Annotated in this window: 13 protein-coding genes; 12 read left to right on the top strand and 1 reads right to left on the bottom strand. The window is 60.2% G+C overall.

Features of this window, described 5'->3' with window-relative positions; all coding sequences use genetic code 11:
• Nucleotides 1-298: 298 nt before the first annotated feature.
• Nucleotides 299-991, bottom strand: a complete 693-nt coding sequence (locus BT116_RS25595) for an alpha/beta family hydrolase (protein WP_072348154.1) — start codon at nucleotides 989-991, stop codon at nucleotides 299-301.
• A 96-nt stretch (nucleotides 992-1,087) separates the two neighbouring features.
• On the opposite strand from BT116_RS25595, the gene ccoN (BT116_RS25590) reads away from it, so the two are divergent.
• The 12 genes from ccoN (BT116_RS25590) (at nucleotide 1,088) to ccoG (ending at nucleotide 11,726) form a co-directional block, all read left to right on the top strand.
• Nucleotides 1,088-2,512: a cytochrome-c oxidase, cbb3-type subunit I gene (gene ccoN, locus BT116_RS25590; RefSeq protein WP_060738426.1), complete on the top strand. Its 1,425-nt coding sequence runs from the start codon at nucleotides 1,088-1,090 to the stop codon at nucleotides 2,510-2,512.
• A 10-nt stretch (nucleotides 2,513-2,522) separates the two neighbouring features.
• The gene (gene ccoO, locus BT116_RS25585; RefSeq protein WP_063322200.1) at nucleotides 2,523-3,131 is read left to right on the top strand and encodes a cytochrome-c oxidase, cbb3-type subunit II; all 609 of its coding nucleotides are present in this window, start codon (nucleotides 2,523-2,525) and stop codon (nucleotides 3,129-3,131) included.
• Nucleotides 3,132-3,134: 3 nt separating this feature from the next.
• Nucleotides 3,135-3,338, top strand: coding sequence for a cbb3-type cytochrome oxidase subunit 3 (locus BT116_RS25580; protein ID WP_072348152.1), 204 nt, complete (start codon nucleotides 3,135-3,137; stop codon nucleotides 3,336-3,338).
• The gene (gene ccoP, locus BT116_RS25575; RefSeq protein WP_072348150.1) at nucleotides 3,335-4,288 is read left to right on the top strand and encodes a cytochrome-c oxidase, cbb3-type subunit III; all 954 of its coding nucleotides are present in this window, start codon (nucleotides 3,335-3,337) and stop codon (nucleotides 4,286-4,288) included. The genes BT116_RS25580 and ccoP (BT116_RS25575) overlap by 4 nt, the downstream gene beginning before the upstream one ends.
• A 481-nt stretch (nucleotides 4,289-4,769) precedes the next feature.
• On the top strand, nucleotides 4,770-6,212 hold the full coding sequence (gene ccoN / locus BT116_RS25570; protein ID WP_003199607.1) for a cytochrome-c oxidase, cbb3-type subunit I: 1,443 nt from the start codon (nucleotides 4,770-4,772) through the stop codon (nucleotides 6,210-6,212).
• Complete coding sequence (ccoO, locus tag BT116_RS25565; protein WP_003199605.1) at nucleotides 6,212-6,820, top strand: cytochrome-c oxidase, cbb3-type subunit II; 609 nt, start codon at nucleotides 6,212-6,214, stop codon at nucleotides 6,818-6,820. The genes ccoN (BT116_RS25570) and ccoO (BT116_RS25565) overlap by 1 nt, the downstream gene beginning before the upstream one ends.
• Nucleotides 6,821-6,826: 6 nt before the next feature.
• Nucleotides 6,827-7,012, top strand: coding sequence for a CcoQ/FixQ family Cbb3-type cytochrome c oxidase assembly chaperone (locus BT116_RS25560; protein ID WP_003183474.1), 186 nt, complete (start codon nucleotides 6,827-6,829; stop codon nucleotides 7,010-7,012).
• Nucleotides 7,009-7,992, top strand: a complete 984-nt coding sequence (ccoP, locus tag BT116_RS25555) for a cytochrome-c oxidase, cbb3-type subunit III (protein ID WP_003199603.1) — start codon at nucleotides 7,009-7,011, stop codon at nucleotides 7,990-7,992. The genes BT116_RS25560 and ccoP (BT116_RS25555) overlap by 4 nt, the downstream gene beginning before the upstream one ends.
• Nucleotides 7,993-8,139: 147 nt before the next feature.
• Nucleotides 8,140-8,394 carry a type II toxin-antitoxin system Phd/YefM family antitoxin gene (locus BT116_RS25550; protein WP_072348148.1) on the top strand — a complete coding sequence of 85 codons (255 nt, stop codon included), beginning with the start codon at nucleotides 8,140-8,142 and terminating at the stop codon, nucleotides 8,392-8,394.
• Nucleotides 8,394-8,804: a type II toxin-antitoxin system VapC family toxin gene (locus BT116_RS25545; RefSeq protein WP_072348146.1), complete on the top strand. Its 411-nt coding sequence runs from the start codon at nucleotides 8,394-8,396 to the stop codon at nucleotides 8,802-8,804. Before BT116_RS25550 ends, BT116_RS25545 begins: the two co-directional genes overlap by 1 nt.
• Nucleotides 8,805-9,056: 252 nt before the next feature.
• Nucleotides 9,057-10,055 carry a metallophosphoesterase family protein gene (locus tag BT116_RS25540; protein WP_072348144.1) on the top strand — a complete coding sequence of 333 codons (999 nt, stop codon included), beginning with the start codon at nucleotides 9,057-9,059 and terminating at the stop codon, nucleotides 10,053-10,055.
• A 255-nt stretch (nucleotides 10,056-10,310) separates the two neighbouring features.
• Nucleotides 10,311-11,726, top strand: coding sequence for a cytochrome c oxidase accessory protein CcoG (gene ccoG, locus BT116_RS25535; protein ID WP_003199601.1), 1,416 nt, complete (start codon nucleotides 10,311-10,313; stop codon nucleotides 11,724-11,726).
• Nucleotide 11,727: the final 1 nt, after the last annotated feature.

Genomic DNA, 11,727 nt, shown 5'->3' with positions numbered 1-11,727 from the left:
GGACAGTCGGGTGTGATCTCTGTTGGAGCGTAAAGCAGAAACTCCGCGCAGCGGGGGTCGAGACCATCAGGAGGTAGGAGCCGGAAGCTCCGAGGGCCGGTCTGGGCGCTTAGATACCACAGGCGACACATCAACGGAACCAAGCTCGCTGAAGCTGTTTATCAGTAGGCAGGAACCGCCGTATACGGAACCGTACGTACGGTGGTGTGAGAGGACGGCGGCCGTGAGGCCGCCTCCTACTCGATCCTGGCAGACCGCTATCGCGAGCTTGCTCGCAAAGAGGCCGGGACAGGCACTATCAATCCTGAAGAAGAAACGCCGCCACCTTGCCCGCCGCCGCCTCCAGATGTTGCTCATGGCTAAACCCCGAAGCCTTCAGCGGTTTCAGGTCATGATCCCCCGCCACCAACCACATCACCTCGATGCCCGGTGACAATTCATACCCCTGCACCGCCTCCCGATTGCCCAACGCATCGCGCTCGCCCTGGACGATCAAGGTGGGGGTCTTCAACGCCACCAGGTGTTCGACCCGCGGTTTCTGCGGCTTGCCCACCGCATAGAAGGGATACCCCAGGCACACCAGCGCGTCGGCGCCCAATTCATCGGCCAGCAAACTCGCCATGCGCCCGCCCATGGACTTACCGCCAATGGCCAACCGCCCAGCGACATAAGGCCGCACCGTGGCGTACACCTGTCGCCAGCATTCCAGTAGCTTCGGTGCCGGATTGGGTGGGCGCTTGCCCCCATCCAAACGTCGTTGGGCCATGTAGGGAAACTCGAAGCGCAGCACGTTGACCCCATGCGCGGCAAGGCCCGCAGCCATTTCCTCCATGAATCCGCTGTCCATCGGTGCACCGGCGCCGTGGGCCAGGATCAGGGTCGGCGCCTCGGCACGGGCACCCGGCCGCGCCGCCGTCCATAGCCAACCGTGTTCGGCCACACACTGCGCCCATTGATCCCCGTCAATACTGGCCTTGTGCTGTTTGTCCATGCTGATCTCGCTTTTAGTCTGCCTATAACTCCAGGCGAAGAACGCCGCACTGCCTTGCGCAGGCGCTCACTTCGGCTGAACCGTGGATGGGGAACCATGAACACTTCTATCAGTACCGCCTACAACTACAAGGTGGTCCGCCAATTCGCCATTATGACGGTGGTGTGGGGCATCGTCGGCATGGGGCTCGGGGTTTTTCTCGCCGCCCAATTGGTCTGGCCACAGCTCAACTTCGATTTGCCCTGGACCAGCTTCGGCCGCCTGCGCCCGCTGCACACCAACGCGGTGATCTTCGCCTTCGGTGGCTGTGCGTTGTTCGCCAGTTCGTTCTATTCGGTGCAGCGCACCTGCCAGACTCAGCTGTTTGCGCCGAAAATCGCCGCGTTCTGCTTCTGGGGCTGGCAACTGGTGATCCTGCTGGCGGCCATCAGCCTGCCACTGGGCTACACCAGTTCCAAGGAGTACGCCGAACTGGAATGGCCGATCGACATTCTGATCACCATCGTCTGGGTTGCCTACGCGATTGTGTTCTTCGGCACCGTGGCCAAGCGCAACACCAAGCACATCTACGTTGGTAACTGGTTCTTCGGCGGGTTCATCCTGACCGTGGCGATCCTGCACATCGTCAACAACCTGGAACTGCCGGTGAGCCTCACCAAGTCCTACTCGGTCTACGCCGGGGCCACGGACGCGATGGTGCAATGGTGGTACGGCCACAACGCCGTAGGCTTCTTCCTCACCGCAGGCTTCCTGGGGATGATGTACTACTTCGTGCCGAAGCAGGCCGAGCGCCCGGTGTATTCCTATCGCTTGTCCATCGTGCACTTCTGGGCCCTGATCACCCTGTACATCTGGGCCGGCCCTCACCACTTGCACTACACCGCGCTGCCGGACTGGGCACAGTCCCTGGGCATGGTGATGTCGCTGATTCTGCTGGCGCCAAGCTGGGGTGGCATGATCAACGGCATGATGACCCTGTCGGGCGCCTGGCATAAGTTGCGCAGCGACCCGATCCTGCGGTTCCTGGTGGTTTCCCTGGCGTTCTACGGCATGTCGACCTTCGAAGGTCCGATGATGGCGATCAAGACCGTCAACGCCCTCTCCCACTACACCGACTGGACCATCGGCCACGTCCATGCCGGCGCACTCGGCTGGGTGGCAATGATTTCCATCGGCGCGCTGTACCACATGATCCCGAAAGTCTTCGGCCGGCCACAGATGCACAGCATCGGCCTGATCAACGCGCACTTCTGGCTCGCGACCATCGGCACCGTGCTCTACATCGCCTCGATGTGGGTCAACGGCATCGCCCAGGGCCTGATGTGGCGTGCGGTGAACGAGGACGGCACGCTCACCTACTCCTTCGTCGAAACCCTGGTGGCCAGTCACCCAGGCTTCGTCGTGCGGCTGGCGGGCGGGTCGATCTTCCTCCTCGGCATGCTGCTGATGGCCTACAACACCTGGCGCACCGTGCGGGCCTACCAGCCTGCCGAAGCCGCCGCTGCCGCGCAGATGGCCTGAGGAGTCCACCATGAAACACGAAACAATCGAAAAAAACGTCGGCCTGCTGATGCTGCTGATGGTCCTGGCCGTGAGCATTGGCGGCCTGACCCAGATCGTGCCGCTGTTCTTCCAGGACGTGACCAATAAACCGGTAGACGGCATGAAGCCCTACACCGCCCTGCAACTGGAAGGCCGTGACATCTACATTCGTGAAGGCTGCGTCGGCTGCCACTCGCAGATGATCCGTCCGTTCCGCGCCGAGACCGAGCGCTACGGCCACTACTCGGTGGCCGGTGAAAGCGTCTGGGACCACCCATTCCTGTGGGGTTCCAAGCGTACCGGGCCGGACCTGGCCCGGGTTGGCGCGCGCTACTCCGATGATTGGCACCGCGCCCACTTGTACAACCCGCGCAACGTCGTGCCCGAGTCGAAAATGCCGGCCTACCCGTGGCTGGTGACCCAAGCGGTAGACAGCAGCCACACCGAAGGCAAGCTGCGCGCCATGCGCACCCTGGGCGTGCCGTACACCGACGACGACATCACCGCCAGCGTGGCCTCGCTCAAGGGCAAGACCGAAATGGACGCCCTGGTGGCCTACCTGCAAGTGCTCGGCACTGCCATCAAGAGCAAGAGGTGAGCCATGGTTCTTGAAATGAGTACTGGAATGATCCGCGGCCTGGGCACGGTCGTGGTGTTCATCGCCTTCATCGGCCTGACCCTGTGGGTATTCAGCAGCAAACGTCGTCCAGAGTTCGCCGAAGCGCGCCTGCTGCCGTTCGCCGACGAGCCAACTGCCGACATCGCCACCCCCCAAGCCCCTGCAACAAGGAGTACCCGGCCATGACCACCTTCTGGAGTACGTGGATCTGCGTACTGACCATCGGCAGCCTCATCGGCCTGACGTGGTTGCTGATCGGCACCCGCAAGGGCGAAACCAAGGGCAGCGTCGACCAGACCATGGGCCACAGCTTCGACGGCATCGAGGAGTACGACAACCCGCTGCCGCAGTGGTGGTTCCTGTTGTTCGCCGGCACCCTGGTGTTTTCCGTCGGCTACCTGGTCCTCTATCCGGGCCTGGGCAACTGGAAAGGCATCCTGCCAGGCTACGAGAACGGCTGGACCGGCGCCCATGAATGGGAAAAGGAGATGGCCAAGGCCGATGCCAAGTTCGGACCGATCTTCGCCAAATTCGCCGCCATGCCCGTGGAGGAAGTGGCCAAGGACCCACAGGCCTTGAAGATGGGTGGCCGCCTGTTCGCCTCCAACTGCTCGGTCTGCCACGGCTCGGACGCCAAGGGTGCCTTTGGCTTCCCGAACCTGGCCGACAGCAACTGGCGTTGGGGCGGTGCTGCCGACACCATCAAGGCCACCATCATGGGCGGTCGCATGGCGGCGATGCCCGCCTGGGGCGAAGTACTGGGGGACGCCGGGGTCAAGAACGTAGCCGCCTATGTCCGCCACGACCTGGCCGGTCTGCCGCTGCCGGCAGACAGCGGTGCCGACCTGCAAGCCGGCCAGCAAGTGTTCAGCACCACCTGTGTCGCCTGCCACGGCGCCAATGGCAAGGGCACCGAAGCCATGGGCGCGCCAAACCTGACGCAACCGGCCGGCTTCATCTACGGCACCAGCCTGGCCCAGTTGCAACAGACCATTCGCCATGGTCGCCAGGGCCACATGCCAGCGCAGAGTGAGTTGTTGGGCAATGACAAGGTGCAACTGCTGGCCGCCTACGTCTACAGCCTGTCCCACACCGCCGGTGCCGAGCGCCTGCAAGCCGAACACAAAAGCGAATAAATCTTGACCGCGTGAACAGCCGTATCCGTCTGGATGCGGCTGCTCCGTGTCCCTGCGCGACGCATTGTCGCACCCTCCCATAGTCTTTCTTTCGGTTCCCCGGAATCGGGTCTAAGCTTGCCTTTGCGTGCGCTGGCGACTGCCGGTTTCAGGTCGACCCGACCCGATGCGTTCGACAATCGTTCATCAAAAAGGCCGCAAAGGCAGGTGAATACCGGCTGTTGCGACAGTTGCCTGGCATCACCCGAACGCTGTGTTTGAACACACCCCGTTACAACCGACCCGACCCCCTCGCCTCTTTCCTTCGTTGCGACATTTTGCCGAGGGTCAATTTTGTCCCTACACGGAACATGGAAAGGCCGCAGAATCAGCTTTGGAAAGCATTGACCCAGGTCATGGCGCGTTGCAATGACCCCCCGCTTTCTCCATACTTGCGACCGATTTTTATCCTAATAAAACACCCAAACCGTGGAACCTTAGAATGAGCACAGCAATCAGTCCGACTGCTTATAACTATAAGGTAGTCCGCCAGTTCGCCATCATGACGGTGGTCTGGGGGATCCTTGGCATGGGGCTCGGTGTCTTCATCGCCTCGCAACTGGTCTGGCCGGAGTTGAACTTCGATCTGCCATGGACGACATTTGGACGCCTGCGCCCGCTGCACACCAACCTGGTGATCTTCGCCTTCGGTGGTTGTGCATTGTTTGCCACTTCTTACTACGTCGTGCAGCGAACCTGCCAAACGCGACTGATCTCCGACAGCCTCGCCGCCTTCACCTTCTGGGGCTGGCAAGCGGTCATCGTCGGTGCGATCGTGACCTTGCCACTGGGTTACACCACCACCAAGGAATACGCTGAGCTGGAATGGCCCCTGGCTATCCTGCTGGCCATCGTCTGGGTGACCTACGGTCTGGTGTTCTTCGGCACCATCGTCAAGCGCAAGACCAAGCACATCTACGTCGGTAACTGGTTCTACGGTGCCTTCATCGTCGTGACCGCCATGCTGCACATCGTCAACCACGCTTCCCTGCCGGTCAGCTTCTTCAAGTCGTACTCGGCCTACTCGGGCGCGACCGATGCGATGATCCAGTGGTGGTACGGCCACAACGCCGTGGGCTTCTTCCTGACCACCGGTTTCCTGGGAATGATGTACTACTTCGTGCCGAAACAGGCCGAGCGTCCGATCTATTCCTATCGCCTGTCCATCGTGCACTTCTGGGCGCTGATCACCCTGTACATCTGGGCCGGTCCGCACCACCTGCACTACACCGCGCTGCCAGACTGGGCGCAGTCCCTGGGCATGGCGATGTCGATCATCCTTCTGGCGCCAAGCTGGGGCGGCATGATCAACGGCATGATGACCCTGTCGGGCGCCTGGCATAAGCTGCGCACCGACCCGATCCTGCGCTTTTTGGTGGTGTCGTTGGCGTTCTACGGCATGTCGACCTTCGAAGGCCCGATGATGGCCATCAAGACCGTCAACTCCCTGAGCCACTACACCGACTGGACCATCGGCCACGTGCACGCTGGTGCGCTCGGCTGGGTGGCGATGATTTCCATCGGCGCCATCTACCACATGATCCCGAAACTGTTCGGTCGTGCGCAGATGCATAGCACCGGCCTGATCAACGCGCACTTCTGGCTCGCGACCATCGGTACCGTGCTCTACATCGCCTCGATGTGGGTCAACGGCATCACCCAAGGCCTGATGTGGCGTGCAATCAACGACGACGGCACTCTGACCTACTCGTTCGTCGAAGCCCTGCAAGCCAGCCACCCGGGCTATATCGTTCGAGCCCTGGGCGGCGCGTTCTTCGCCAGCGGCATGCTGTTCATGGCCTACAACGTGTACCGCACCGTTCGTGCCTCTGACCCGGCTGAAGCTGAAGCCGCCGCCAAGATCGCCGTAGTTGGAGCTCACTGATGAAGCACGAAGCAGTAGAGAAGAATATCGGCCTGCTGGCCTTCTTCATGGTCATCGCCGTGAGCATCGGCGGCTTGACCCAGATCGTTCCGCTGTTCTTCCAGGACGTGACCAACAAGCCGGTCGAAGGCATGAAGCCACGTACCGCCCTTGAACTGGAAGGCCGTGACATCTATATCGCCAACGGTTGTGTCGGCTGCCACTCGCAGATGATTCGTCCGTTCCGCGCCGAAACCGAACGCTATGGCCACTATTCGGTCGCCGGTGAAAGCGTCTGGGACCACCCATTCCTGTGGGGTTCCAAGCGTACCGGTCCGGACCTGGCCCGCGTTGGCGGCCGCTACTCCGACGACTGGCACCGTGCGCACTTGTATAACCCGCGCAACGTGGTGCCTGAGTCGAAAATGCCGGCCTACCCGTTCCTCGTAGAAAACAAGCTCGACGGCAAAGACACCGCCAAGAAAATGGAAGTCCTGCGCACCCTGGGCGTGCCTTACACCGACGAAGACATCGCCGGTGCCAAGGATGCCGTCAAGGGCAAGACTGAAATGGACGCGCTGGTGGCCTATCTGCAAGGCCTGGGCACCATCATCAAAAGCAAACGGTGATTCTTTATGGATATCGGGATGATTCGCGGCCTGGGCACCGTCGTCGTGATGGTGGCCTTCATCGGTCTGGCCCTGTGGGTGTTCAGCCCCAAGCGCAAGTCGGAGTTTGACGACGCGACCTTGCTGCCGTTCGCGGATGATCCCGAAGCCATCAAGCACGTCGAGCAAGCTTCTAGGAGTAACAAAGAATGACTACATTCTGGAGTCTGTACGTCACAGTCCTCAGCCTGGGAACGATCTTCTCCCTGACCTGGCTGCTGCTGTCGACCCGCAAGGGCCAGCGCGCCGAGCAGACGGACGAGACCGTCGGCCACTCGTTCGACGGGATCGAGGAGTACGACAACCCACTGCCGAAATGGTGGTTCATGCTGTTCGTGGGCACCATCGTGTTCGCCCTCGGTTACCTGGTGCTCTACCCAGGCCTGGGCAACTGGAAAGGCCTGCTGCCAGGCTACAACTACCTGGACACCGAAAAGCAGACCGCCTTCGCCAACGGCCAGACCGGCTGGACAGGCGTTCACGAGTGGGAAAAGGAAATGGCTCGCTCGGACGCCAAGTTCGGTCCGATCTTCGCCAAGTTCGCCTCCATGCCGATCGAAGAAGTCGCCAAGGACCCGCAAGCCCTGAAGATGGGTGGCCGCCTGTTCGCCTCCAACTGCTCGGTTTGCCACGGTTCCGACGCCAAGGGTGCCTATGGCTTCCCCAACCTGACCGACGCCGACTGGCGCTGGGGCGGTGAGCCGGAAACCATCAAGACCACCATCATGGGCGGTCGTCACGCCGTGATGCCGGGCTGGGCTGCGGTGGTCGGCGAGCAAGGTGTCGCTGACGTGGCTTCCTACCTGGTGACCAGCCTGCACGGCCGTAAACTGCCGGAAGGCGCCAAGGCCGATCCGGCCAACGGCCAGAAACTGTTCGCGGCCAACTGCGTGGCCTGCCACGGCCCAGCCGGCAAAGGCACGCCCGCCATGGGCGCACCTGACCTGACGCACCCTGCGGCGTTCATCTACGGTTCGAGCTTCGCTCAACTGCAGCAGACCATCCGCTACGGTCGCCAGGGCCAGATGCCTGCCCAGGCCGACCTGCAAGGCAACGACAAGGTCCACTTGCTGGCCGCCTACGTCTACAGCCTGTCTCATGGCGAAAAGGCTCCTGCGGCTGACGCCCAGTAAAGTCAGCGCCTGATGCCCCCAAGGCCCCGTCAACCCAGGTTGACGGGGCCTTTTTGTTTGCCGGTGCGACAGGGCAATGGTTTTATCTTGCCCGCAATCAGCGACGGTAGTAACGTGCCTACATTCAGTTTTCTCGAGGACGCCGCCATGTCCATCACCACCATTTCCAGCCGCGAATTCAACCACGACACAAGTGGTGCCAAAAAAGCCACCCGCCAGGGGCCGGTCATCATCACCGATCGTGGCAAGCCGGCCCATGTGCTGCTAAGCATTGAGGAGTACCAGAAACTGACCGGCATCGGCACCAGCATTGTCGAGTTGCTGGTCATGCCCGACGCGCCGGATATCGATTTCGATACCGAACGTGCCGTCATCTCTCCTCGACCGGTGGACCTGTCCTGATGTACCTGCTCGACACTAACGTCATCTCGGAACTGCGTAAGCCTCAGGCCGATAAAAACGTACTGGCTTGGGCGCGTAGCGTGCCCGCCCCCAGCCTTTACCTCTCGGCGATTACCGTATTGGAACTGGAAACGGGCGTGTTGCGCTTCGAACGCAAAGACCCGGCCCAAGGCAGCCGCCTGCGCGCGTGGCTGGATAACCACGTCATGCCCGCATTCGCCGGAAGAATCCTGGCGGTCGACCGCGCCGTCGCGCTACGCTGCGCTCGCTTGCACGTTCCGGATCGCAGCAATGAATGCGATGCACTGATTGCTGCCACCGCGTTGGTTCATGGACTGACCGTCGTGACCCGCAATGTGACTGATTTCCAAGGCCGCGGCGTGGCGTTGCTTGATCCGTGGTCAAGCTAGTACATCCCACAGCGTGAGCCGCTGGCACGATCTGTTTTTCAACAGCGCTTTTGAAAGACCATGGCGAAGAGCGGTTCCACGGAGTTGGACTGTTACGCTGATGGCGACGAGGCTTTGCTCTTCCCAACCACTTCATCGAAATAAACATTATCAATATAACCGCGGCACTTTCTGGCGCCCGCATGTACGCCTCGATAAAGTCCCGCCCAGTAACACAAGAACCACTCACTATTTTCATAGAAAAGGATTTCGATGAAGAACCCAATCCATCTGAGGCTTTTATCAGCCTTACTATTTTGCTGCTGCGTAGCGGTCACCCATTCATTTGCTGCTGATACACCCCCCGACCACATCGTATTCGCTGCAAGCCCGAAGTACCCCTCCAGTGAAAGATCCGAAAACGGCGAGGCAGAGCCAGCCAGCGACACAGAGTCGCGGTCCCGATGGCTGATCGAGGCCCAGTACGCCAGCATTGCCGCGTTCCGTGGGCAGTCGGGTGGGCCTGCTGCCGTCCCGGTCATGATCAACGGCAACCTGACCCAATCAGGCCACTCCAGTGAGCGCAGCTATATCAAGACAGTCCTGCAGAACAAACTGAACAATCTTTACGACTACGGCCTGGGTAACCATGACTACGACTTCAATGTCGAAAGTTGCGCCAGTTGCTCCGCAGGAAGTGTCGATGACCTCAAAGCGCGATACTGGGGAAAAGTCCCGAACATGGACCTTTCGGCCAGAGCTTCTGGCCTGACGAAAACCTGGTACGGAAGCCTCGCCTATTCCAAGGATTTTGGCGACGTACATCTGGTTCAGTTGCACAACCAGCCGGCCTATTCAGCAAATTTTTCCACCCATGCCATTTTCAACACCACAGCCTATGAAATTACCTCGTCCCTCGACTGGCTGGAACGTGATCTGCAAAAAGCACGCTCACAGGGAAAAATCATTCTGCTGAACTTGCACCAGGCGTTCCACTGGCCCGTCAGGGAGACGGAAATCCATCGTTTCAAAAAGTTGATTGATGATTACGGCGTCACCGCCGTGTTTTCCTACAGCGCGGACAAGAAGCACGGGCATTACCCGTCCAACTATATCTACGGCGATGTGCCGCTGTTCATGAGCGGCTCGGCCGCGCGCAAGACCTGGTTGTATGTAAAGATCGCCGACGACAGAAAACAACTGACCGTCAATGTCATTGCCGACAACGACTGGCGCAACCCTGTCGCCAGCCACACCATCGACGTTCGATAAGACTCAAGGCGACGCCGATCGAATGCTCATCGGCGTCATCTGCTTCGGCTAGACAGCTATACTCGACAAGTCAATTGATCTGGATCATGCCTTGTTACATTCGCTACACCATTAACTCCCAGCACCCAACGCGACCAAAGGTCGCACCCTTGGGCTAGACCTACAGGCGTATCATTGCGCCACCGCAACACCCTTTCTGACCGTGGTCGGCACGTACTGGCCACGGCACTTTTCCACTGCCGTGGGATGCATTTGATGAGTAACCAGATTCCGGTACATGACGTCACCCCGCCTGCCAAGGACGCGAACAAAAGCGTCGACCTGTATGCCTCTCGGGAAAAAATCTACACCCGCGCCTTCACTGGCCTGTTCCGCAACCTGCGAATGGCTGGCGGCGCGCTATTGTTCCTGCTGTATTTCGGTACGGTCTGGCTGAACTGGGGTGGGCATCAGGCCGTCTGGTGGAACCTGCCGGAGCGCAAATTTTTTATTTTCGGCGCCACCTTCTGGCCCCAGGATTTCATCCTGCTGTCCGGGATGTTGATCATTGCCGCCTTTGGCCTGTTTTTCATCACGGTCTATGCAGGACGCGTGTGGTGTGGCTACACCTGCCCACAGAGCGTGTGGACCTGGATCTTCATGTGGTGCGAAAAAGTCACCGAAGGCGACCGCAACCAGCGCATCAAGCTCGACAAGGCCCCCATGGGCGCCAACAAATTCCTGCGCAAGCTCGCCAAGCACAGCCTGTGGCTGCTGATCGGCTTCGTCACCGGCATGACCTTTGTCGGTTACTTCACGCCTATCCGCGAACTGGTGTTCGAGTTCTTTACCGGCCAGGCCGATGGCTGGTCGTATTTCTGGGTGGGCTTCTTCACCCTCGCCACCTACGGCAACGCTGGCTGGCTGCGTGAGCAAGTGTGTATCTACATGTGCCCGTACGCACGCTTCCAGAGCGTGATGTTCGACAAGGACACCTTGATCGTTTCCTACGACCCGCGTCGTGGCGAAAGCCGTGGCCCGCGCAAGAAGGGCGTTGACTACAAAGCCCTGGGCCTGGGGGATTGCATCGACTGCACCATGTGCGTGCAGGTCTGCCCTACCGGCATCGACATCCGCGACGGCCTGCAGATCGAGTGCATCGGCTGCGCGGCCTGCATCGATGCCTGCGACAACATCATGGACAAAATGGATTATCCACGCGGCCTGATCAGCTACACCACCGAACACAACCTTTCAGGACAGAAAACCCATAAACTGCGCCCGCGCCTGATCGGTTATGCCCTGGTGCTGCTGACCATGATGAGCCTGTTGGCGGCGGCGTTCTTCATGCGCTCGCTGGTGGGTTTCGACGTCAGCAAGGACCGCGTGCTCTACCGCGAAAACGCCGAAGGCCGGATCGAGAACGTCTACAGCCTGAAGATCATGAACAAAGACCAGCGCGACCATACGTACGTCCTGGAAGCCGCCGGCCTGCCCGACCTCAAGTTGCAAGGCCGTCGGGAAATCAAGGTCGCGGCCGGCGAGATCTACAGCCAGCCGGTCGAGCTGTCCAGCGCACCGGAACAGCTGCCATCGAGCACCAACGAGGTGACCTTCATCCTCAAGGACGCCGATGACGAAAGCGTACATGTCGAAGCCAAGAGCCGGTTCATCGGCCCACAAACTCGTTGAG

The organism is Pseudomonas sp. NFACC16-2, assembly GCF_900119205.1.
Taxonomy (GTDB): domain Bacteria; phylum Pseudomonadota; class Gammaproteobacteria; order Pseudomonadales; family Pseudomonadaceae; genus Aquipseudomonas; species Aquipseudomonas fluorescens_Q.
Note: the sequence above shows the minus strand (reverse complement) of the source record. Positions and strands in the feature narration are given on the sequence as shown.